This is a genomic window from Mesorhizobium sp. P3_A2 (genome assembly GCF_056403115.1).
Genome location: NZ_JBFUGC010000007.1, coordinates 196675 through 217815, shown reverse-complemented (window position 1 = coordinate 217815; position 21141 = coordinate 196675). Strand labels below are relative to the sequence as shown.

The window sequence follows — 21141 nt, the reverse complement described above, 5'->3', positions numbered from 1 at the left end:
GCACGCTCCGCGCATTTCGGAGCATGAACAAGACGATTTCCAACATCGACCAAGCCGGGTCAGGCTGGACGATCAAGCGCGGAGACGGTCCTATCGTCGGGACGGCCATCCACAGCGGCACCGACGTTAGCAGCGCTTCTCGATCGCTCATGTGTCTCTCCGATCCAGACCGGCTTCGAGAAGAAGACCCGTTTACCGAACGCTTCATCGCCGATTTTCCGACCCAGATCATCGTTCATCGATCGCGCTTCCAGGTCGATCTGAACCGCGCGCGCGACGCTGCCGTCTACCTGTCGCCGGACCAGTCCTGGGGAGTGAAAGTCTGGCGGGAGCCGCCGGCCGAGGACGTCATACGGGAGTCTTTGTCCTTTCATGACGCCTTCTACAGCGAGCTGAACCGTGTCCTCGCCGATATCGAGAAGCGCTATGGCCGGTTCGTGCTCATCGACGTCCACAGTTACAATCACCGGCGCGATGGACCGCAGGCTCAGCCGACGGCTCGCGATCTCGCGCCCGACATCAACATCGGGACGTCTTCCATGGACCGCGAGCGCTGGGCGCCTATCGTCGAAGCGTTCATCGAGACGCTTCGCGGCCAGCATCTCAATGGCGAGCCGATCGACGTGCGTGAGAACGTGTCCTTCCAGGGCAAGGGCGAACAGACCCGTTTCGTCCATGCCAATTTTCCAGAGACCGGCTGTGCGATCGCGGTGGAGTTCAAGAAGATTTTCATGGACGAATGGAGCGGCGAGCCCGATTGGGCAACAATCGAGCAGCTGCGGGCTGCTCTGACTTCGACGCTGCCCGTTCTCGAGTCGGCGCTGCGGGCCATGCGATGAAGCCCAAGCTTGTCGAGCCCACCTCTCCACTGGCGCAAATCGATGCGGATCTGGACGCGCTTTTCCGCTACGGCAAGCCGATCCGCCGCGAGTTCGGCAACGGCAATCGATTGCACATGGATCGGCCGCTGCCCTTTCTGTGTGTCCATGTCGGGTCGCATCAGGATGCCGCATTCCATGCCGTCTCCGCCAACGCCTCCTATCTGATCGCCGCCGACATCGAGCTCGCCGGCGAGGTCGCGCGGCTGGTGGCGGGCCGGCTACACGATCACTGCGGCGCATTCCTCCTTCTGGACATCGGCGAATTGGCCGAGGACCGGTTCCTGACCGAGGATGTTCCGTTTTTGCCGCCTTTCGAGATTGCGCTGGCTAGCGGCGATTCAGCGGCGGAGAAGGCGGCACGCAAGCGCTTCGCTGATGCTGCATCCGCGCGCGAAGCCAAATACCGCACGCCCCGCGTCGACGAGCTCAGTCCCACCACACGTGCCGAAGCACGGCTCTGGGACGATCCCGGTGATGTGGCGTGGCTGACGGTGCGCTTCGCACCGATCTACAGGGTGCCGGGCACCAAGCGCGTCTACCCCGAACTCCACGATCTCGTCGTCGCCAACATGGTCGATTCCGCGCTTCAGGCCGTCAGCGCCTTCCTCAAGGCATCGAGCCTGGAACAACCGGCGACCCATCGTTCCCTCGGCCGCCGCGCCTATATCGATGCCGTCGCGCGCGCTGACCGTGCGATCGACAATGTCGCTTCGACCTTCGATTTTCTGCTGGCCGTCACGCCGATCAATGCTGAACCCGCTTGGCGGGAATTCCAGGCAGGCGCGTTCGATCGTGTGCCAGCACTGCTTTACCGGCCGCTCGAGCTTGAGGTCGCCGATCAGAAGCGCAAGCTCTATTCGATCTCGCTCGATCATCTGGAAGATACGCTCCTGACCAGGCTGCTCTCCGAAAAGCAGCAGGAGCTCGATCTACAGCTGTCGATGCTCGCGGCACGTGAGACGCCGCGCTTCGTCGAACTCGGACGAGCCCTCTATGGCAGCGTCGAGCCGAGCCTGGCGGCGAGGGCGCGCGCCATTCTCGAAAAGCTCCCGCGCGTTGCCTCGGCCGCCCGGCAAAAGGGCCTCGATGCCGACGTCGTCGCCGCCGCCGCGCGCGACATGATCGCCGGGTACCGCGGCGCCTATCCCGATTTCGAGGCTTCGGTGGAGATCCGCGGCGACCTGCCGGCCGGCCTGCTGGTCTCGCGAAACCGGTTGCTGGTGTCGCGCGATACCAACCTTCCGCCGGAACGTCTGACGGCGCTGCTGAGCCACGAGATCGGTGTTCATCTGCTGACCTATTTCAACGGCGCCGCGCAGGGGCTCGCTATCTTCTGCAGCGGCCTCGCCGGCTATGAAGGCATGCAGGAGGGACTGGCCGTGCTGGCTGAGTATCTGGTCGGCGGCATGACCGCAGCGCGTTTGCGGCTGATCGCAGCGAGAGTGATCGCCTGTCAGGCGATGCTCGAGGGGGCAACATTCGAGGAAGCCTTCCGCAGTCTGCGAAGGGATCTCGACGATCGCGAGGCCTTCAACGTCGTTCTGCGCGTCTACAGAGGCGGCGGTCTTGCAAAGGACGCCATCTATCTGCGCGGCCTGTTGCAGATCCTCGATCACTTGAGGAATGGCGGCAGCTTGACGCCGTTCTGGATCGGCAAGATCGCCGCCGCGCATTTCGGCGCGATCCAGGAACTCAACGCGCGCGGCCTGCTGCGGGCGCCGCGCCTTGAACCTGCGTTCCTCTCTTCCGAGGCGGCCCGGCCGCGCCTCAGGAACGCGATGGCGGGAATCGATCCGATCGATATGGTTGAAACCTGAGGGGCTCCACAATGCGTATTGCGTTCTTCGTCAATTCCATTGAAACCGAGACGCCGGGATACACGACGACGGCGTTGGCGCTGGCGGCCGTCCAGCGCGGTCATTCCGTCGTCTATGTGGAGCCGGGCGATTTCATCCTGCGTCCTAATGATGATCTGGCCGTCAGCGTGACGGCTCTGCCCGATGCTGCCTACAAGACATCAGGCAAGCTTCATGCTGCCCTGCAGGATGCCGCGAAGCAGAAGAAGACCGTCGCCATGAGCGACATCGACATATTGTTTCTGCGTAACGACCCGTCGCTGGATGGCACCGGTCGGCCATGGGCGGCCAATGCCGGCATCATGTTCGGTCGGCTCGCAGCCGAACGTGGCACCATCGTCGTCAACGATCCGGGCGGTCTGGCGCAGGCACAGAGCAAGCTCTATTTGCAGTCTTTCCCCGAAGCGGTCAGGCCGGCGAGCCTGATATCGCGCAGCATTGCCGAGATCCGCACCTTCATCGACAAACAGCCGAAGGGCTGTATCGTCAAACCGCTGCAAGGGTCGGGCGGCAAGAACGTCTTCCATATTGCCAAGCCCACCGATTCCAACCTCAACCAGATTTTCGAGGCGGCCAGCGGTGACGGCTATCTCATCGCGCAGGTCTATCTTCCGGAAGCCAAGGCCGGCGATGTGCGTCTGTTCCTGATGAACGGCCTGCCGCTCGTGCGCGACGGCAAATACGCAGCCTTTCGCCGGGTTCCGGCCAAGGGCGACGTGCGCTCCAACATCCATGCCGCCGGAACGGCTCGCAAGGTCAAGGTAACGGCCAAGATGCTGGGCATTGCCGAAATGGTGCGTCCCAAATTGATCGGCGACGGCATGTTCCTGGTCGGGCTCGACATCGTCGGCGACAAACTTCTGGAGATCAACGTCTTCACGCCAGGCGGGCTGACCCGGCTGGCCGACATGTACGCGACGGATTTTGCCGCAAGCGTCATCGCTGCGCTGGAGGAGAAGCAAACGCTGCGGCAAGCCTATGGAAAGGCCATGACCAATTCGCGGCTGGCGACGCTGTGAGGAATGCGAGGCAGGATGCGAATTGATCTTCTGCGCGAAAGTCCGTCAACTTGGTGGTGGGACCGCGACCCCGGCGTGGTGACCTCCCAGATGCCAGAGGGACAGCGGAAATCGTCCGCGCTCATCATGGACGAGCCGAAAGCCCGCCCCGCTGATCAGGCGCAATGGATTGCGATTAAGCTGGCAGCCGCCGGCGATTCCTCCCCACGTCCGGTTCAGGCGCTCCTGCCACCTGCGGCAACGCGGCCCCTCTGCTTGGCCGTGCTCGATGAAGATCAGCCGGCCCGTGGACTTCAAGATGCGCCGGATTTCACTTAGCGCCGCCTCAGGGTCCGGAATGGTGCAGAAAGCGTAGGTGACGACGACGGTGTCGGCAAAGTCATCGGCCAACGGCAGGGTTTCGCCTCTGGCGCGGAGGCATTCGACATCGAAAGGCATGGAACGGCTCTTCGGTCCGGCCAACCCGAGCATCGTGCCGTCGGGATCGACGCCCACCAGCCGCTGCACCCTGGCCGGGTCGTAGTAGGGAAGGTTCAGGCCGGACCCGAAGCCGACCTCCACAACAATGCCCTCTGCCTGCGGGATCATTCGCTTTCGCATGTGCGCGAATGCGTTGGCCGAACAGCCCGCGTGGACGAAGTAGGGAGCAACGCAGCGTGCGTACCAGGAGAGGCAGGATTGGCACATGTCTCAGCCTCCCTGCTCGGTGTTCGAGGCGCCGATGGGGCCGCCAGCCTCGGGCATGCGCTGAAAGGTGAGAGTATTGACCAGTGACATTTATCGCTCCAAGGGTGTCTTCAGACGGGCCAAATGGCCCAACGTCGTGGGGATAGGTAGAAGGCCTGCGTCCCCTCAACGTCCCCGCTCGGCGCATAGGGATCGATGGAGCGATTGCAGTTCCGACTTCTGGGTTTTCCGGAGTTCCGTCTGAACGGGCGGCGGGTGGAGCTTGCCTTGCGCAAGGCAGCCGCGCTCCTCATCTACCTCGCCGAGGCCGATAGGCCCGTGGCGCGCGAGGTTGCCGCTACGCTTTTGTGGCCCGAAACCGACGAGGACGCCGCACGGGCGCGCCTTCGGCGCACGCTGTATAAAATCCGCATCGCGTTCGGCAGCGAGGTTATCGCCGCCAGCGGAACATCCCTCAGCCTGCATCCGGCGCTGTCTGTCGAGGTCGACTCCAGGGTTTTCGAGCATGCCTGTGATGTCGGTCCTCTCGAAGAGGCCGCTGATATCCACAAGGGCGACTATCTCGCCGGCTTCTCACTGCCGGACTGTCTGGAATTCGAGGAATGGGTCTTCTTCAGGCGCGAGGCCCTGCGCGGCCGGCTGGTGCAGGCGCTGGAGCGGCTCGTCGAAGCGAAGATCGCCGGCGGCGAGCCTCGCAGCGCGGTCGTGCATGCGACGCGCCTTGCGGCACTGGACCCCTTGAGCGAAAGCGCACACCGTCACCTGATCCGCGCCCACCTGGCGGCCGGGGACAGGGCGGCAGCCGAGCGCCAGGCCGAGACCTGTGTTCGGTTATTGCGGGACGAACTCGGCATAGCGCCAGACTCCGCCACGCTTGCCCTGCTGCGTGAACCAACGCGCGATATTGGCTCGGACGTGCCCAGAACGCGCTATGTCGACGTGGACGGCGTCCATATTGCCTACCAGATCGTCGGCAGCGGCCCGATGGATATCGTGCTTGTTCCGGGGTTCATTTCGCATGTCGAGCGGGTTTGGGAAGACAGAAGCTGCCGCTCCTGGATCACCGCGGTTTCGCGTCTCGGTCGTCTGATCCTTTTCGACCGGCGCGGCATGGGACTTTCCGACCGCGTTGGCGACCGCCCAACCGTTGAAGCGACGGCGCAGGATATTCTGGCGGTCATGAACGCGGCCGGCAGCCGTAGGGCCTTGCTCATCGGTGCATCGGAGGGTGGGCCGGGTTGTATTCGTTTTGCCGTGAACCATCCTGATCGCCTGATCGGCCTCGTTCTCTGGGCTTCCCTGGCGAAAGGCAGCCGCGCGCCCGACTATCCTTTTGCCCTGACCGTTGCCCAATACGACCTGTGGAAGCAACGCCTGCTCGCCGGCTGGGGTGGTCCCGCGGAAATCCAGACCTTCGCCCCGAGCCTGGCCGCAGACCGCCAGGCGCAGAGCTGGTGGGCCGGATTGCTCAGGGCAGCCTCCAGTCCCGGCGCGGTCGCAGGTCTGCTCGAAGCGCTGCGTGATACCGACGTCCGCCACCTCCTGGCAAAAGTTTCGACCAGGACGATGGTTCTGCACCGCTCCGGCGACCGTGCCGTGCGCGTCGAGGCCGGGCGGTTCCTCGCAGCCAAAATCCCGGACGCGCGTTTCATCGAGGTCGCCGGTGACGACCACTGGTTCTGGGTCGGCGATCAGCAGCCGCTGCTCGACAGCATCAGCGCGTTTGCACGAGGCAGCTGATCGCAGCCGGAGACGATCAGGGGACACCCCCTGTGTAGGGCGACGCTCACAACTCTTGATGTCGGTTGTGAAGTTTTGCGCCCTGCAGAAGGAACGATCATGTTCGTCGTATCGGAAGACGGAACCCGCATTGCCTATGAGGTGGTCGGGACGGGAAAGCCGCTCGTGCTGCTGCACGGCTTTACAGCAGATCACACGATTTGGCGTGAAGTGGGCTACGTCGAGCGGTTGGCGGGGCGGCAACTGATACTGATCGACGCTCGCGGTCACGGCAGAAGCGACAAGCCGCATGTGCCCGAAGCGTATGATGCCGGGCGATGCGCGACAGATGTCGCGGCGGTTCTGAATGATATCGGCGCAGTCAACGCCGACATCTGTGGGCATTCCTTGGGCGGCACGATTGCCCTGGCGTTTGCCGCCCACTACCCGAACCGGGTGCGCTCGCTTGTCGTCAACGGGGCGCATCCCTTCGGTCAGGATCTGAGCCTGCTCAGGGCGGCCGTGAGCGTCGACATAGAACCCTGGATCTCGTATCTGCGCACCGAGAACTGGCCGTTGACAGACGGGAACGTCAGGCAACTCAGAAGCAATGATCTTGAGGCCCTGCGGGCATGCGCTGCACTGGACCGGTCCGATCGGTCGGCACCGTTTGTCGGCTTTGATCGACCGATCCTTGCGATTAGCGGAGAGGCCGATCCGTTGTGTCCGAAGGTCCGTGATTTTGCAGCCCTTGCCGGCGCCAACTATCTCGAACTCATCGGATGCAATCATTTCCAGGCGTTCTTGGCGGTCGACCCGATATGCGCGCGCATGGAGAAGTTTTTTGTCGACTGCCGCTAGTGCGTGAGGGCCCGCAAGGTCAAGTGACGGCCAAGATGCCGGGCATTGCCGAAATGGTGCGTCCCAAATTGATCGGCGACGGAATGTTCTTGGTCGGGCTCGACATCGTCGGCGACAAACTTCTGGAGATCAACGTCTTCACACCGGGCGGGCTGAGCCGGCTGGCCGACATGTACGCAACGGATTTTGCCGCAAGCGTCATCGCTGCGCTGGAGGAGAAGCAAACGCTGCGGCAAGCCTATGGAAAGGCCATGACCAATTCGCGGCTGGCGACGCTGTGAGGAATGCGGGAAAGACGCGATCTGAGCCGAAGCAGACATCACAGGGGAGGCGTGCATGACTGCTTTGCGCCGCATCTCGGCCATTGAAGTTAGCTCGGCCACCGCCTTAAGGCGGACATTACCGGCGACCGCGCTGGAGGTCGCGGTTGCGCCATTAGCGGCATAGCGAGAAGCGATCGGTTACGTCTGCTTAGCGTCGATAGTGTTCTCTAATGGGTCAAGGGGCGGCCACTCGATTTTGAGCGCTGTCGACGCTTTCGGATACCTGCGTTCTCTGCGAGGTCAAGGCACTTGATGGAGTCAGCTGGGTATGGAGCGGCTTGGTTGAAAATCGCAGTCTGGCTGAAGATGGACCCCGTTGTCCCGTTTGGCGACATTGCGATCTTTGAAAGGTCGAGTTCCTCCATGAAGTCTTCGGCGCCCTGCCAGACAGTGTGGCCTCCGACATCGACAAGATCCCATCGCACCGGCTCGACCATCGCCTTGAACTTGGGCGTCCTCCCTCGGGGAAGTGTTGATAATCGCCGCGTGGACGATTCACATTTTCAGACGTTACTGGCACATGTCAGCGCCAAGGCCCTATACTGCGACTCCGAGCGACCGAACCTCGGCTGTTCGGACATTGGATGTCGGCGGATCGAGTTGATCGCCGCCTTTCTCGAAAGGTCTAAAACTAGTGTCTCCAGAAGAATGGAAACAGAGAAAGCATGTTTATGCTGGAGACAAAACGACTCGGTCCTGGCGAGTTTCTCGACTGATAGTATTGCGGGGCCTGGCACTGGTGCACGATGGCACAATGGGTGCTGCCGCAATGTTTCTTTCGATCGCGTTGAGGTTTGATTTTGATATAGTTGTCAAAAACTTGACGAATTTCCTTGGCGCGGCGGCGCTATTTGGGATTATTGTCGGCGGCGCAGGTTTTTTGCTCGGACTGAACCGTGGTATTTGGCGCTATGCCTCGCTGTCGGATCTCCTGGCAATCACCTATGCAGCTACTGCGTCCGTCGCTAGTTTCACAGTTGCCCAGTTCCTGCTGGATCGACTGACCTTGATTCCCCGTTCTTCGATCCTTATCGCGTGGGCCTTCGTGATCGTGCTGCTAGCCGGGCCGCGTGCCGCGTATCGGCTCTATCGCAATCGCCACGACACCGGTCGCTTGTTCGATCGCAGCACCTGTAAGTTCGTGCTGCTGGTTGGAGCCACCGACAACGCCGACGCCTTCGTGAGGACCATTAAGGAGAGAAACACTGCCTTGTCATTCGTGGTCCTTGCGATAATCGACGAACGGGATCGCAGGACCGGGCGTTCTATTCGCGGGGTTCCAGTGTTGGGTCCGCTGGAAAGACTGCCGCAGATCTTCGATCAATTCGAGGCCCAGGGGCGCCGGCCCGAGGCGCTCATCCTGACACGTTCGCGCGAGGATTATCAGCGGCACGCCAGCATCGAGGCGCTGGTTGAGATCGCGGCACAGCAGAAAGTCGAGATCCTGAGGCTCCCGAACCTCCTCGACATGCAAAGCATCGACGCTGAAATCGAACTCCGTCCGATCAAGTTGGAAGATCTCCTGCAACGTCCGCCCCTTAGGCTTGATGTGCCCAAGATCGCCTCGATGATCGAGGGCAGGACCGTCATGATCACCGGCGCGGGCGGTTCGATTGGATCCGAGCTGGCACGTCAGGTCGCGGCCCTGAACCCACGGACCCTCGTTCTTTTGGATGCCAGCGAGCACCTTCTCTACTCTATCGCGACTGAACTCACTGGCACCCGCCCGAGCCTCGAACTGCATGCTGCCCTTTGCAACGTGCGTGAAAAAGACGCTGTCAACACCATTGTCCAGGCCCACAGACCCCAGGTGCTCTTCCACGCCGCGGCACTAAAGCACGTACCGATCGTTGAGGCTCAACCGCTTGAAGGCCTTTTCACCAACGCGATCGGGACGCGCAATGTTGCCGAGGCCGCGCTTCATGCCAACGTCTCCACGATGGTTCTGGTGTCGACCGACAAGGCTGTGAATCCCGCTAACGTAATGGGCGCGACTAAACGGATGGCGGAGATGTTCTGCCAGGCGATGGATATCGACTCGCAGGTCAACGGCACACGTTTCGTCACCGTTCGGTTCGGCAACGTCCTAGGGTCGGCCGGATCCGTGGTCCCGCTGTTCGAGAAGCAGATCAGGGCCGGCGGGCCTGTGACAGTTACCCATCCGGACATGGAACGCTTTTTCATGACAATTTCGGAAGCCTGCCTCCTCGTCCTGCAGGCGGCGGCGCATAGCCACGCACGACAGGAGGAGCGCGGCCGAATTTACGTTCTCGACATGGGCTCGCCGGTGAAGATCGTGGATCTTGCTCGAAATCTCATCCGTCTCTCGGGGCGCCGCCCGGACACCGACATTCAGATAGTCTACACCGGGCTTCGGCCTGGGGAAAAACTCTACGAGGAACTTTTCGACAACAAGGAAACCTTGAGCGGGACCGGTGCGTCGGGGATCCTGGCCGCATCTCCACGGTCGATTGAGAGAGCGCTGATCGTGCGCATCTTCGACGAAATGAAGCGGAGGATCGACGCCCAAGATTTGCCCGGTGCCCTACGGCTTCTGAAATCGACCGTCGGGGAGTTTACTCCGGGGAGCGAGATTCACCTGCTGATGAGCGGGAAGGACTCGAGCAAGCACTGAACCTCATCGCGGTGCCCACCGACTGCCGCCCGCAAGCTGACAATCGGAAGACCCTCATTCTGACCATTCGTGTATGTTCACCGTGGCGGCCATGGGTTGATACCCGATTTCCGGGCAGCGTCGGTATTCAGCACTGCTGCTCCTACTTCTTCAACCAACCGATCCACCAGTTCCTGCCCATTCGGCTCGTCTGGCTTCGCGCAATGCCAACGGGGCCTCGGCGACCTTCGAAAGCGCAAACTCTGCATCGGCGAGTTCCTGGCAGATGTCGCGAAAGCTCTCACTTCGGTCCATCAGCCGATGGATCGTCAATTCAAACCGACTTAAACGTCTGCTTTCGTAGGGTAGTTCTTGAAAAGCTGCCTGACCGGAATCGGCCCAAAACAGGACGCTCATTGGCTGTCGCTGAGTGCGGCAGTTAGCGCGCAGCGGCCATTCGGACGACCGGCTTCGAATGTCCAATTCCCACCACCGGAGGCAGCCTGCCGTTCGAGTCCCGACCCTAGTGCCTTAAAATCTTGCTCAGAAAAGCGCGGCTGCGGTCCGTCTTCGGGGCGGAGAAAAACTCCTCCGGCGTGCCGCTTTCGACGATGGCGCCGGCGTCCATGAAGACGACGCGCTGAGCAACCTTGCGGGCGAAGCCCATTTCGTGCGTCACCACCATCATCGTCATGCCTTCCTCGGCCACCGCGACCATAACGTCGAGCACTTCGGAAATCATCTCGGGGTCGAGTGCCGAGGTCGGCTCGTCGAACAACATGATCTTCGGCCGCATGCCGAGGCAGCGCGCGATCGCCACGCGCTGCTGCTGGCCGCCGGATAGCTGTGAGGGATAGGCATTGACCTTGTCGGCGAGGCCGACCTTGGCCAGCAAGTCGCGACCGGCCTGCTCGGCCTCGGCGCGCGGGATCTTGCGGACATGGATCGGCGCCAGCGTGACGTTTTCCAGTGCGGTCTTGTGCGGGTAGAGATTGAACGACTGGAAGACGAAGCCGATCTCGGTGCGCAGCAGCGTCATGTTGGTGGCGGGGTCGCCGAGGCGCTGGCCGTCGACGACCAGGTCGCCGCCCTTGATCGTCTCCAAGCCGTTGATGCAGCGGATCAACGTGCTCTTGCCCGAGCCGCTGGGGCCGCAGACGACGACGACCTCGCGCGGCTCGACGCTGAGTGTGATGTCTTTCAGCACATTGAGCGCGCCGAACCATTTGTTGACGCCGCGAAAGTCGATCATGCCGGTTTTGGTCGGGCTTGGGTTGGTCATGGCGGTCGGCCCTTTGGGTTCGAAGTCACAGCTGCACCTCGCCATGCGCCGCACCCATGCGGCGCTCCAGCCGGCGGGCGAGCATGATCAGCGGATAGCAGACGATGAAATAGCCGACGCCGACGAGGAAGAAGACCAGCAGGCCGTTGGGCACACGCTGCACCACCAGCCAGCCGACGCGGGTGAGGTCGGTCAACCCGATGGCCGAGACGACGGAGGAATCCTTGATCAGCAGCACATATTGCCCGACCAGCGGCGGCAGCACGATGCGCATCGCTTGCGGCAGCACCACCTGGCGCATGCGCTGCCAGCGCGACAGGCCGGACGCCAGCGCCGCCTCGACCTGGCCGGTCGGCACCGAACGGATGCCGGCGGCGACGATTTCGCAGATAAAGCAGGCGGCCAGATTGGTCAGTGCGATGATGCCGGCGGTGAAGGCGTCGAGCTCGACGCCGAACTCCGGCAGGATGAAGAAGATCAGGAAGATCTGCACCAGGAACGGCGTGCCGCGGATCAGGTCGACCCAGGCGCCGATCACATTCGAGATCAGCCGGTTGCCGCCGGTGCGCAAGATGCCGAGGCCGAAGCCGAGCGCCGTGCCAAGCACCAGGCTGATCAGCGACAGCATCACGGTCATGCCGAGGCCGCGCAAGGCGAGGGGATAGCTGCCGGCGAGGCTTTGCAGCTGCTGCCAGATCATGTGCTGCTCCTTGCCGGCTGCAGGCCGAGCCAGCGACTGGACAGCCCCGCCAGTCCTTTGAGGCAATAGTAGAGCAGCAGATAAAACGCGGCGATGGTGAGAAAACCTTCCGCCGGCATGAAGCGGTCGGACGCCAGCAATTGGCCGGCCCGTGTCAGTTCGGAAACCGAGATCAACGACAACAACGCCGAATCCTTGACCAGCACGATTGCCTGGCCGAGCAGCGGCGGGATCGTCACCTTGAACGCCTGCGGCAGGATGACAAGGCGCATGCGCTGGATATAGGTCATGCCCGAGGCGACGCCGGCTTCCACCTGGCCGCGCGGGATCGACAGGATGCCGGCGCGAATGATTTCAGCGATATAGGCGCCACTGTTCAGCGACAAAGCGAGGATGCCGACGACGAGCTCGGGCAGCACAAAGCCGAGCCGCGGCAGGCCGAAATAGAGGAAGTAGAGCTGTGCCAGCAAGGGCGTTGCGCGCACCGCGTCGATATAGGCCTTGGCCGGCACGCGAAACAGCTGGCCACGCTGCAGGTTCATGGCGGCGAGCACGATGCCGACCGCGAGCGCTCCGGCAAAGGACAGCGCCGACAGCCAGACGGTCGTGATCAGACCCTGCCCGAACAGCGGCAGATATTCGATGATGGTGCGAAAGCTGAAGTTTTCGAGCATCGGGCGAGCGGCGGTGATGAGGGAAGGGCGAATAGCGAGTAGCGAATAGCGAGTAGGGAGGTAGGGAGCAGCGAAGCATGGCCGGAACGGCCATTCCCTATTCGCTACTCCCTATTCGCTACTCGCCAATTCTTCAGTGATCCTTCTTCCAGGCGTCGGAATTGACCCAGTAGTCGAGGTTCTTCTGCAGGCGGCCGTCGATGCTGACCTGGTTGAGGAACAGGTTCATCCAGACCAGCAGATCCGGCTCGTCATAGCGGGTGGCGAAGGCAAGCGGTTCCTTAGACAACAAGTCCGGCATGATGGTGAAGGTGCCGGCGGGATAAGCGGTCGACTGACCTTTGACCGCGGAGACGTCGTTGACGCCGCAATCAGCCTGGCCGTTGTTGACCGCGTCGAGCAGCAACGGACCGCCGCCCTTGTAGCTCTTGATGTCGGCATCGGGGAAAGCGGTCTTGGCTTCCTTCTCGCCGGTGGCGCCCAAAAGCACGGCGATCTTGGTGCCCTTGGCCTTGCAGTCCTCGGTGGTCTTGAACTTGCTGTCGGCCTTGGTGAAGACGGTGCTGCCCGTGTACATATAGGGCGTCGTGAAGGCGACCTTCATGCCGCGCGCCAGCGTCGGCGTCATGTCGGCGACCAGAAGGTCCGCCTTGCCCGACAACAGCGCCGGGATCAGCCCGTCCCAGTCATAGTCGAGGAAGGTGATCTTGACGCCCATCTCCTTGGCCATCAACTCGGCGAGTTCGACCGAACTGCCGGTGCGCTCGCCATTGGCGCCGACCAGCGAGAAGGGCGGTCCTTGTGTCTGCACCGCGACGCGCAGTTCGCCGCGCTTGGTGATGTCGTCGAGCGTTCCGGCACTGGCAGCGGTGGTAAGACCCGCAAGCGCAAGTCCGGCAATGAAAAGCTTGGCAATCTTCATGTGGCATTCCTCCCTGTTTTGGTTGTCAATTTTTGCCCGCGGATCCCCGTGGGCTGTTTTTGAGCGGCAGCGCCGTTTGCCGGCGGCGCCACCGTTCGAAAATCCTCAGTCCCAGGCCACCGTCTCGGCAACCCTGATGCCGCGCCTGGCCAGCTCGTCGAAGAAAGGTTCGTCCGGAACATGCTGCAGCGGGTTCAAAAGGCCTGGTGTCGCGATCTCGCGCCGCGCCAGCATCTGCGCCACGATGCTGGCGGGATAGCCGACGCCGAGGCTCATGCCGAACAGGCCGGAGGCGAGGTCGCGTTCGATGATCAGGTCCGATGTCACCGTCTTGCGGCGACCGCCTTCAAGGCCGGAAAAGACATTGCGCATGACGCAAAGGTCCTTCTCGTCGGCGCCGTACTGGAGTTGCGGGCCGAGCAGCCTGCCCAGAAACTCGCGTGGGCTGGCGCTTGTGCCGGGCACCTTGTCTTCGGAGAGGAAGCCAAGTTCCTTCAGCGGCGCCCAGAAGGCTGACCAGCCCGGCCAGCGCAGCGTATAGCGGCCCGAGCGTTGCAACCCCTTGGCGGCAGAAAGCATCTCGACATAGTGCAGCGCGTCGCCATTGGGGAAAGCTTCCAGCCGGCCGAGGCCGGCGACCTCGATCTCATGGATGAAGCGGTTGTCGTGCTGCTGGCCCGCCGACACTTCGACGCGTTTGCCGTCCTCGATCATCACGCTGTCGCGGTTCTGGCTGACCAGGACCATGTCGAAGTTCCAGCTCACCTTGTAGCAGAGCGGCTTGGCCATAGCCTTCGGTTCCGGGATGCCGCCGCAATAGGAATCGATTGAGGAGATGGTAGAGAACTGCTTTGCGGCGCGCGCGTAGAGCACGAGGTCGATACCGGGGTCGAGCCCGCATTCGGTCATGATCGAAACGCCGGCCTGTTCAGCCTCTGGCGCCAGATCGGCGATGGCCTTGCCGTAATTGGTGGTGACCAGCGGCGTGCGCGTTGCGATCGAGGCCTGCACCGCCTCGCGCATCAAAGGTTGCGGCAGGAGATCGATGACGGCGTCGACATCGGCCAGTACGGTCGCCAATGCTGGACCGATGGCGCCTTCGGGCACCACAAAACGCACGCGAGAAAGATCGGTCAGGCCGGCAAGCCGGGCAGGGCCGTCGGCTGCCGTATCGACGCAGACGATTTCCTCGACACCGGCGCTGGCGACGAGATCGGCGATGGCCGCGCGGCCCTGCAGGCCGAGGCCGCCGAGAACTGCGATCTTCATGCCGGCTCCTTGCGGGCCGGTGTTTCTTCCGACCAGCATCCCTCAGGAAGGCTGACCCATTTGTTGCACGACGCCATGACGACGAAGGTCTCGCTGCGCACCACTTCGCCGGGAATGCCGGCGCCGGGGATCAGCTCGCTGGTGATGCGGTAGAGGTCGGCGACATCGCCGGCGACAGTGACGTCGACGATGATGTCGAAGCGCCCGGTGACCACCGAGGCCGAGTTGACGAAAGGCAGTTCCGAGATTCGCTGCGCCAGTTCGCGGGCGCGTCCGCGGCCTTGCGCATTGATGCCGACAATGGCCGAGATCAGCTCGGGGCGCTCGGTCAAATTGAGCAGCCCGACGATTTTCAGCAGGTTGCGGTCAAGCAGATTGCGCAGCCTCGAGCGCACCGTCGGCACCGAAATCGCCATCGTCTCGGCGAGCCGGTTGATGCCGGGTTGGGCATCCTGCGACAACAGCTTGACCAGCCGTCGATCAGTTTGATCGAGATGTTCACGCAAAAGGCAAGGCTTTCATAAAGGAGAAAAATAGAAGGAAATTTCTTCCAGATATGAAAAATAGCTTATGGGAAATTTTTACCAACAGCAAGAGCCGCTGGAAAGCACGATCAAGCCTGCGCTGTGGGCCGAATGACGATCTCGCTCACATCGACCTCGGCCGGTTGCTCGATCGCGAAGGCGATGGCGCGGCTGATCGCATCGGGGGTGATGGCGATTTCGCCCATGCGCTTTTCGATCTCCGCCTTGATCTCAGGATTGGTCATCGAGTCCGCGAAGTTCGTCTGGACGAAGCCCGGCGATATGTTTGTCACGCGCAGCTTTGGGCCAGCTTCAAGTCGCAAGCCTTCGGCGATCGCCCGAACCGCGTTCTTTGTTCCTGCATAGACCGCCATTGTCGGCTTGATGATCGGTCCCGCCGTCGAGAGGATGTTGACGAAGTGGCCAAAGCCCTGGCTGCGGAACACCGGCAAGGCTGCGGCGATGCCGTAGAGCGGTCCCTTTATGTTGATGTCGATCATCTCCTCCCAGTCCTCGACGCGCAGTTCATCGAGCAGGGAGTTCGGGCCGATGCCGGCATTGTTGATCAGGACATCGATCTTGCCGAACCTGTCGCGGGCAAGAGCTACGAGCTTCGTGAGATCCTCACGGTTCTTCACGTCCATCCCCAGAAAGGCTGCCTCACCGCCCGCGCTCTCAATGCGTTTGACGAGTGCCTCAAGACGATCAGTGCGCCGTGCTCCGAGCACCATCTTGGCCCCACGCTCGGCCAGCAGGAGCGCTGTTGCCGCTCCAATGCCGCTGCTTGCACCCGTAATCGCGATGACTTTTCCTGTTGTTCCAGACATGATTGTCTCCTTTCACGATCTAATATTGTGAAAGGCGGGTGGATTATCTATGCTCAAAACTCCATTGTTTCGTCGCGATCGTCCAATCCTGCCATGATCGATCCCCTATCCGATGTGCTTTCGCTTCTCGACATCGGGAGCGCGCGTTGCACGCGTCTCGAAGCGGGCGGGCGATGGTCGTTCCGTTTTCCGGCAAAGCCCGCACTGAAGTTCGCGGCCGTTCTTCGTGGTGAATGCTGGATCATATTGCCGGACGAGCAACCTTTTCCACTCGGCCCGGGTGACACTTTTCTGCTGGCCAACGCCCCCGCCTACGTGCTCGCCAACGATCTTTCCATGGAGCCCGAAGACGGGATCTCGTTTTTCGACTGGGAGCATTCGAATGTTGCCCGGCATGGGGGCGATGAAACAGCGCTGGTCGCGGGAAGCTTCGTCTTCGAGGGCGGCAACGCACAACTTCTGCTCAATGCCCTTCCCAGGTTCATGCACATCCCCGGAAGCGATCGGGCAGCGACGATCCTGCGCGGCTCGCTGGCGGTGCTCGACGAAGAACTCGATGCGGCGTCTATGGGCTCGACACTGATGACACGTCGCATGGGCGATATCCTGCTCGTACAGACCTTGCGGGCTTACGTCGCCAAGGAAGGCATAAGTAGCATGGGCTGGGTCGGTGCCTTGACCGACCGACGCACCGGCGCCGCCCTCAGCCTGATCCACGCTGATCCGGGCCATGGCTGGACGGTCAATGAGCTCGCCACCGGCGTCGGCATGTCACGCTCAGGCTTTGCGCGCCGCTTCAAGGAACTGGTCGGCGTGGCACCGCTCGACTATCTGACGCGTTGGCGGATGCATCTGGCTCGAGACGCTATGCGTCGATCGGGGGCTCCGGTTGGTGGTCTGGCGCAATCGCTTGGCTACGCCTCCGAAAGCGCTTTCGGCAATGCGTTCAAACGTGTGTTCGGGCGTTCTCCGAAGCGGCTCCTGCAAAGTGAGAACGCCGAGTAACTCGCCCTGTGCCTTACTATGCCTTGGCGTGCTGCTTGTATGCCGCTATCGCCCGGCCCGGAAGATCGCCACCGCTGCCGCCACTAGCGCCGCATTGCCTGCCGCCACGGTGCCATCCGGCAGATGCTTCCCATCCTCCAGCCCGACGCGGGTTGACCAGTTGCGCTGCGCTGCGCGGCGCACGAAAGGCCAGACCGTGGCGTCAGACCCATGCAGCAGGATGGCGCGCCGAATGCCGGCGCGCTCCAGCACCTGTTCAATGCCGTCGGCGACCGCAAAGGCCTCGTCCAGCGTCTGCTCCGAAATCTCGATCAGGATGCGCAGCACGCGGCCGCCATGGTCGAGGCTGACGAGACGCTCGGCGTCGGTGATCGACGCCAGACCCGCCTCGATGGCAATGCCGCGCTGGCGCAGGCTCTCCATGACGATGGGTGCCGCTGTCTCACTGAGATTGACCGAGGCATAGTCCGGCAATTCGCGCCAGCCCGCGATGGCGACCAGTGTGCCGATATCGTCGTTCTCGATCCAGGCGCCGGTGGAGACGCCGATCAGCGTGCCGGGGCAAGCGCGTCGCAGCGCCGCGATCGTCGGGTCCATCGCTGCCGGCGACAGGCTCTCGCGGCGGTCCGCTCCGCGCGCATGGACATGCAACTCGGCCGCACCGGCGGCAATCGAAGCCGCACCATCGCGCGCCATGGCTTCGGCGTCGAGCGGGAGGGCAGGGTGGAAATCGGCAGCGCGGGCGCCATTGATGCAGGCCTGGACGATCATGGTTCTCGCGATCCTGTTGGAATGGCGCGAGCCTAGCGCAGGGCGGAGAAAATCGGAATTCGGGGCAAAGGAGTCTCCTGACAGACGAGTAGATGCCTTGAAGCGCCGCGATCCTTCGCGCCCCCCTCTGTCCTGCCGGACAGAGGGGGGCGCCGTAGAGCGCCAGCTTGGCAATCGGTGATGGCGCCGCTTGGGCTGCCTTCAATCGATTTCGTCGGTCCAGATCAGGCGCAGCAGGCGCAGCAGCGTTGCCCGTTCCTTTTTCGTCAGCCGCTGCAGGAACCGGTCCTCGTGCCGGCGCACCTGCCGGCGCCATGCCGGCATGGCCGCTTTGGCTGCCTTGGTCAAAGCGAGCACCTGCACGCGTCTGTCCTGCGCATGGTCGTCGCGTTCGACCAGGCCGCGTTCCTCGAGTTCGGCAAGCAGTGGCGCCATGTTGGCGCTCTTCATGCCGAGCAGGCGGCAGAGTTCGGCGGCGCGGATACCGGGCCTTTCGTCGATCAACGCCAGCATGCCGTAGGTCACCGGGCGCAACGAGGCACCGGCCATCTCGACGGCGAAATCATTGAGCGCCAGGGCCGAAGCGCGCCGCAGATTGTAGCCGATCTGCGCGTCGAGCGTGTCTTCCGGCGCTATCCTTGCCTTGCGGGGTTTGCTGCGGATTGTGGCCTCGTCCATGCTGCAAGCGATCACCGCGATCAAGGCCCTTGTCAAGCAGAAAATACTATGCGACATAGCAATTATGAAAGCTATGTAGCATAGCGATTAATGCAAGGCAGGTTTGGAGCGCGGCTCTTCGCTTGCCATGCACGCAAGCAGGAGGAGAATTGCCATGACCGAAGAGACCGTGGCCTTCGACGTCGAGAACGGCATCGCCTGGGTGCGCTTCAACAGACCCGAAAAACGCAACTGCATGAACCCGGCGCTAAACCGGCGCATGATGGAAGTGCTGGATGGGCTGGAATACCGCGACGATGTCGGAGTGCTGGTACTGTCGGGCGAGGGCAGCGCCTGGTCGGCGGGCATGGACCTCAAGGAGTATTTTCGCGAGACCGAGGCCAAGGGGCTGGGCGCCGTTCGCAAGGCGCAGGGCGAAGCCTATGGCTGGTGGCGGCGGTTGCGCTGGTACCGCAAGCCGACCATCGCCATGGTCAATGGCTGGTGCTTTGGAGGCGGCTATGGCCCGCTGTTTGCCTGCGATCTTGCTTTCGCGGCCGACGAGGCGCAGTTCGCGCTGTCCGAGATCAACTGGGGCATCCTGCCCGGCGGTGGCGCCACCAAGGTGGTGGTCGACCTCTTGTCGATGCGCGACGCCATGTATCATGCGCTGACCGGCGAACTCATCGACGGCAGGAAGGCGGCGGCCTGGAAGCTGGTCAATGAAAGCCTGCCATTGGAAAATCTGAAGGCTCGTGTCACCGAGGTGGCGAACATCTTGCTGAAGAAAAACCCGGTCGCGCTGAAGGCGACCAAGGACGCCATCCGCCGCGTCGCCGAGATGACCTATGACAATGCCGAGGACTATCTGGTGCGCGCGCAAGAGGCGGCCAACTCCTACGACAATGACGGCCGCAAGGAAGGCATCCGCCAGTTCATTGATGAGAAGAGCTACAAGCCCGGCCTCGGCGCCTACGACAAGGCAAGGTGATCAGCCAAGATCCGATCGGGGAGGAGATGCGAGATGCCGGCCTGGACGACGCCAGATCCCGTGGCCTTGCATGCCGCGACGCAACCTGAGCGCCTCGCTTGCGTCGACCTCGCTTCCGGGCGGCGCTGGACATACAGCAGGCTCGACGAAGCCATCCAGCGCGCCGTTGCCGTGCTTGAGGGCGGCTACGGCATCGAGCCGGGGCAGCGCATCGCCAGCGTCGCCCGCAACAGCGCCGACCTGCTGATCCTGCAGCAGGCCGCCATGCGCCTCGGCGCCATTTTCGTGCCGGTCAACTGGCGCCTCGCTGCGCCTGAGCAACAAGCAATCCTCGCCGATTGCGATCCCGCACTGCTGCTGCACGATGCCGCGTTTGATAGAGCGCCGCCCAAGGACTGCATGACGGTCGAGGTCGCTGACTTTGCGGCGGCGATGGAAGCGCAGGCGCCGGCGACGCGCCGGCCCTTGCCGCCGGCCGATCAGCCGTCGATCATCCTCTACACCTCCGGCACGTCGGGTCGCCCCAAGGGCGTCATCATCACCGAGGCCAACGCCTTTGCCACCGCGGTCAATTTCGGCGTGCTGGGTCGCGTCGGCAATTCAAGCGTCTTCCTGTGCGACGCGCCGATGTTCCATGTCATCGGCCTCATCACCAGCCTGCGTCCGCCCTTGCTGCAAGGCGGCACCGTGCTGATCTCGCCCGGCTTCGAGGCCGGTCTCACCAACCGCCGGCTGGCCGATGCCGAGCTCGGCGTCACCCACTATTTCTGCGTGCCGCAAATGGCAAAAATGCTGCGCGACGGCGTGGGTTTCGATCCGGCGAACTGGACAACGCTCACCGCTATCTTCACCGGCGGCGCACCCAATCCCGCCGCCGACATCCGCTGGTGGCTGGAGCAGGGCGTGCGCATGGTCGACGGCTTCGGCATGACCGAGGCCGGCACCGTGCTCGGCATGCCGCTCGAGGCCGGCCAGATCGCCCGCAAGGCAGGTTCCGCCGGCCTGCCGGGACCTTCGGTTTGCCTGCGCATCGTCGATGATGACGGCAACGACGTCGCCCCGGGCGAGGCCGGTGAGATCTGGCTCACCGGCCCCAACATCATGCCCGGCTACTGGAACCGGCCGGACGAGACGGCGCAGGCCTTCACATCCGATGGCTGGTTCCGCACCGGCGACATTGCGCGCCGGGATGCTGAGGGTTTTGTCACCCTGGTCGACCGCCGCAAAGACATGTTCATCTCCGGCGGCGAAAACGTCTATCCGGCCGAAGTCGAGCTCGTGCTGCTCGACCATCCCGACATTGCCGAAGCGGCCGTCATTGGCATCGCCGATGAACGCTGGGGCGAGGTCGGACGGGCTTTCGTTGTGCTGAAGGCCGGCTGCATCCTCGACCCGGCAGTGCTCGCGGCCCACTGCGCGGACCGTATCGCCCGCTACAAGGTCCCGAAGGAGTTTCGGCCCATAGAGGCGTTGCCGCGCACCGCCTCCGGCAAGATCCAGAAACATATATTGCGCGGCTGGCCGGCGCCGGGTTGAGGTAGCGAGTGCATCGTTGCTGC

The 21141-nt window shown here is 62.7% G+C and carries 20 protein-coding genes and 1 pseudogene; 10 read left to right on the top strand and 11 right to left on the bottom strand.

Annotated elements, in window-relative coordinates; genetic code table 11:
- The first annotated feature begins 23 nt into the window (after window positions 1-23).
- Genes AC1DXM_RS17945 through AC1DXM_RS17935 form a run of 3 tightly spaced genes read left to right on the top strand, consistent with a single transcriptional unit; the run spans window position 24 to window position 3756 of the window.
- Complete coding sequence (locus AC1DXM_RS17945; RefSeq protein ID WP_477234767.1) at window positions 24-839, top strand: N-formylglutamate amidohydrolase; 816 nt, start codon at window positions 24-26, stop codon at window positions 837-839.
- Window positions 836-2698 (top strand): flavohemoglobin expression-modulating QEGLA motif protein, encoded by a 1863-nt coding sequence (locus AC1DXM_RS17940; protein ID WP_477234765.1) that lies wholly within the window; start codon window positions 836-838, stop codon window positions 2696-2698. Before AC1DXM_RS17945 ends, AC1DXM_RS17940 begins: the two co-directional genes overlap by 4 nt.
- 11 nt (window positions 2699-2709) lie before the next feature.
- Window positions 2710-3756: a glutathione synthetase gene (locus tag AC1DXM_RS17935; protein ID WP_477234763.1), complete on the top strand. Its 1047-nt coding sequence runs from the start codon at window positions 2710-2712 to the stop codon at window positions 3754-3756.
- Window positions 3757-3801: 45 nt separating this feature from the next.
- Here AC1DXM_RS17935 and AC1DXM_RS17930 read toward each other — a convergent pair whose 3' ends face one another.
- Window positions 3802-4344, bottom strand: a complete 543-nt coding sequence (locus tag AC1DXM_RS17930; RefSeq protein ID WP_477234761.1) for a class I SAM-dependent methyltransferase — start codon at window positions 4342-4344, stop codon at window positions 3802-3804.
- A 294-nt stretch (window positions 4345-4638) separates the two neighbouring features.
- Between AC1DXM_RS17930 and AC1DXM_RS17925 the strand changes: the two genes are divergently transcribed.
- From AC1DXM_RS17925 to AC1DXM_RS17910, 4 genes and pseudogenes are all read left to right on the top strand, one after another.
- Entirely contained in the window at window positions 4639-6183 is a 1545-nt protein-coding gene (locus tag AC1DXM_RS17925; RefSeq protein ID WP_477234759.1) for a bifunctional AfsR/SARP family transcriptional regulator/alpha/beta hydrolase, read from the top strand.
- A 99-nt stretch (window positions 6184-6282) separates the two neighbouring features.
- Window positions 6283-7023, top strand: coding sequence for an alpha/beta fold hydrolase (locus tag AC1DXM_RS17920; RefSeq protein WP_477234757.1), 741 nt, complete (start codon window positions 6283-6285; stop codon window positions 7021-7023).
- 44 nt (window positions 7024-7067) lie between these two features.
- Window positions 7068-7304: pseudogene (locus AC1DXM_RS17915) on the top strand (ATP-grasp domain-containing protein); the annotation flags it as partial.
- Between the two features lie 796 nt (window positions 7305-8100).
- Window positions 8101-9981 carry a polysaccharide biosynthesis protein gene (locus tag AC1DXM_RS17910; protein ID WP_477234754.1) on the top strand — a complete coding sequence of 627 codons (1881 nt, stop codon included), beginning with the start codon at window positions 8101-8103 and terminating at the stop codon, window positions 9979-9981.
- 150 nt (window positions 9982-10131) lie between these two features.
- On the opposite strand, the gene AC1DXM_RS17905 is transcribed toward AC1DXM_RS17910, so the two are convergent.
- The 8 genes from AC1DXM_RS17905 to AC1DXM_RS17870 all read right to left on the bottom strand — a co-directional run bounded on the left by AC1DXM_RS17905 (window position 10132) and on the right by AC1DXM_RS17870 (window position 16158).
- Window positions 10132-10377, bottom strand: a complete 246-nt coding sequence (locus AC1DXM_RS17905) for a hypothetical protein (protein ID WP_477234752.1) — start codon at window positions 10375-10377, stop codon at window positions 10132-10134.
- Between the two features lie 106 nt (window positions 10378-10483).
- Entirely contained in the window at window positions 10484-11242 is a 759-nt protein-coding gene (locus AC1DXM_RS17900) for an amino acid ABC transporter ATP-binding protein (protein WP_477234750.1), read from the bottom strand.
- 25 nt (window positions 11243-11267) lie between these two features.
- Window positions 11268-11942, bottom strand: coding sequence for an amino acid ABC transporter permease (locus tag AC1DXM_RS17895; RefSeq protein ID WP_477234748.1), 675 nt, complete (start codon window positions 11940-11942; stop codon window positions 11268-11270).
- Complete coding sequence (locus AC1DXM_RS17890) at window positions 11939-12616, bottom strand: amino acid ABC transporter permease (protein ID WP_477234746.1); 678 nt, start codon at window positions 12614-12616, stop codon at window positions 11939-11941. Before AC1DXM_RS17890 ends, AC1DXM_RS17895 begins: the two co-directional genes overlap by 4 nt.
- Before the next feature lie 133 nt (window positions 12617-12749).
- Complete coding sequence (locus AC1DXM_RS17885) at window positions 12750-13538, bottom strand: ABC transporter substrate-binding protein (RefSeq protein WP_477234744.1); 789 nt, start codon at window positions 13536-13538, stop codon at window positions 12750-12752.
- Between the two features lie 105 nt (window positions 13539-13643).
- Window positions 13644-14807: a saccharopine dehydrogenase family protein gene (locus AC1DXM_RS17880; protein ID WP_477234742.1), complete on the bottom strand. Its 1164-nt coding sequence runs from the start codon at window positions 14805-14807 to the stop codon at window positions 13644-13646.
- Window positions 14804-15313 (bottom strand): Lrp/AsnC family transcriptional regulator, encoded by a 510-nt coding sequence (locus AC1DXM_RS17875; RefSeq protein ID WP_112560910.1) that lies wholly within the window; start codon window positions 15311-15313, stop codon window positions 14804-14806. The genes AC1DXM_RS17880 and AC1DXM_RS17875 overlap by 4 nt, the downstream gene beginning before the upstream one ends.
- Window positions 15314-15420: 107 nt before the next feature.
- Window positions 15421-16158 carry an SDR family oxidoreductase gene (locus tag AC1DXM_RS17870; RefSeq protein WP_477234740.1) on the bottom strand — a complete coding sequence of 246 codons (738 nt, stop codon included), beginning with the start codon at window positions 16156-16158 and terminating at the stop codon, window positions 15421-15423.
- A 93-nt stretch (window positions 16159-16251) separates the two neighbouring features.
- Here AC1DXM_RS17870 and AC1DXM_RS17865 point away from each other — a divergent pair, with 93 nt between their 5' ends.
- Entirely contained in the window at window positions 16252-17163 is a 912-nt protein-coding gene (locus AC1DXM_RS17865) for an AraC family transcriptional regulator (protein WP_477235036.1), read from the top strand.
- A 45-nt stretch (window positions 17164-17208) separates the two neighbouring features.
- On the opposite strand, the gene AC1DXM_RS17860 is transcribed toward AC1DXM_RS17865, so the two are convergent.
- Complete coding sequence (locus AC1DXM_RS17860; protein WP_477234738.1) at window positions 17209-17934, bottom strand: 3-keto-5-aminohexanoate cleavage protein; 726 nt, start codon at window positions 17932-17934, stop codon at window positions 17209-17211.
- A 201-nt stretch (window positions 17935-18135) separates the two neighbouring features.
- Window positions 18136-18612 (bottom strand): MarR family winged helix-turn-helix transcriptional regulator, encoded by a 477-nt coding sequence (locus AC1DXM_RS17855; protein WP_477234736.1) that lies wholly within the window; start codon window positions 18610-18612, stop codon window positions 18136-18138.
- Window positions 18613-18766: 154 nt separating this feature from the next.
- Between AC1DXM_RS17855 and AC1DXM_RS17850 the strand changes: the two genes are divergently transcribed.
- Window positions 18767-19582: a p-hydroxycinnamoyl CoA hydratase/lyase gene (locus tag AC1DXM_RS17850; protein ID WP_436259212.1), complete on the top strand. Its 816-nt coding sequence runs from the start codon at window positions 18767-18769 to the stop codon at window positions 19580-19582.
- 33 nt (window positions 19583-19615) lie between these two features.
- Window positions 19616-21118, top strand: a complete 1503-nt coding sequence (locus tag AC1DXM_RS17845; protein WP_477234734.1) for an AMP-binding protein — start codon at window positions 19616-19618, stop codon at window positions 21116-21118.
- Window positions 21119-21141 lie beyond the last annotated feature (23 nt).

What these genes read in the sequence shown, in the direction of transcription:
- AC1DXM_RS17860 (WP_477234738.1), bottom strand. Translation starts at nt 17,934, where the DNA reads ATGATCGTCCAGGCCTGCATCAATGGCGCCCGCGCTGCCGATTTCCAC.
- AC1DXM_RS17945 (WP_477234767.1), top strand. Translation starts at nt 24, where the DNA reads ATGAACAAGACGATTTCCAACATCGACCAAGCCGGGTCAGGCTGGACG.
- AC1DXM_RS17905 (WP_477234752.1), bottom strand. Translation starts at nt 10,377, where the DNA reads ATGAGCGTCCTGTTTTGGGCCGATTCCGGTCAGGCAGCTTTTCAAGAA.
- AC1DXM_RS17920 (WP_477234757.1), top strand. Translation starts at nt 6,283, where the DNA reads ATGTTCGTCGTATCGGAAGACGGAACCCGCATTGCCTATGAGGTGGTC.
- AC1DXM_RS17890 (WP_477234746.1), bottom strand. Translation starts at nt 12,616, where the DNA reads ATGCTCGAAAACTTCAGCTTTCGCACCATCATCGAATATCTGCCGCTG.
- AC1DXM_RS17930 (WP_477234761.1), bottom strand. Translation starts at nt 4,344, where the DNA reads ATGATCCCGCAGGCAGAGGGCATTGTTGTGGAGGTCGGCTTCGGGTCC.
- AC1DXM_RS17910 (WP_477234754.1), top strand. Translation starts at nt 8,101, where the DNA reads ATGGGTGCTGCCGCAATGTTTCTTTCGATCGCGTTGAGGTTTGATTTT.
- AC1DXM_RS17940 (WP_477234765.1), top strand. Translation starts at nt 836, where the DNA reads ATGAAGCCCAAGCTTGTCGAGCCCACCTCTCCACTGGCGCAAATCGAT.
- AC1DXM_RS17870 (WP_477234740.1), bottom strand. Translation starts at nt 16,158, where the DNA reads ATGTCTGGAACAACAGGAAAAGTCATCGCGATTACGGGTGCAAGCAGC.
- AC1DXM_RS17845 (WP_477234734.1), top strand. Translation starts at nt 19,616, where the DNA reads ATGCCGGCCTGGACGACGCCAGATCCCGTGGCCTTGCATGCCGCGACG.
- AC1DXM_RS17900 (WP_477234750.1), bottom strand. Translation starts at nt 11,242, where the DNA reads ATGACCAACCCAAGCCCGACCAAAACCGGCATGATCGACTTTCGCGGC.
- AC1DXM_RS17885 (WP_477234744.1), bottom strand. Translation starts at nt 13,538, where the DNA reads ATGAAGATTGCCAAGCTTTTCATTGCCGGACTTGCGCTTGCGGGTCTT.
- AC1DXM_RS17855 (WP_477234736.1), bottom strand. Translation starts at nt 18,612, where the DNA reads ATGGACGAGGCCACAATCCGCAGCAAACCCCGCAAGGCAAGGATAGCG.
- AC1DXM_RS17880 (WP_477234742.1), bottom strand. Translation starts at nt 14,807, where the DNA reads ATGAAGATCGCAGTTCTCGGCGGCCTCGGCCTGCAGGGCCGCGCGGCC.
- AC1DXM_RS17895 (WP_477234748.1), bottom strand. Translation starts at nt 11,942, where the DNA reads ATGATCTGGCAGCAGCTGCAAAGCCTCGCCGGCAGCTATCCCCTCGCC.
- AC1DXM_RS17935 (WP_477234763.1), top strand. Translation starts at nt 2,710, where the DNA reads ATGCGTATTGCGTTCTTCGTCAATTCCATTGAAACCGAGACGCCGGGA.
- AC1DXM_RS17865 (WP_477235036.1), top strand. Translation starts at nt 16,252, where the DNA reads ATGATCGATCCCCTATCCGATGTGCTTTCGCTTCTCGACATCGGGAGC.
- AC1DXM_RS17925 (WP_477234759.1), top strand. Translation starts at nt 4,639, where the DNA reads ATGGAGCGATTGCAGTTCCGACTTCTGGGTTTTCCGGAGTTCCGTCTG.
- AC1DXM_RS17850 (WP_436259212.1), top strand. Translation starts at nt 18,767, where the DNA reads ATGACCGAAGAGACCGTGGCCTTCGACGTCGAGAACGGCATCGCCTGG.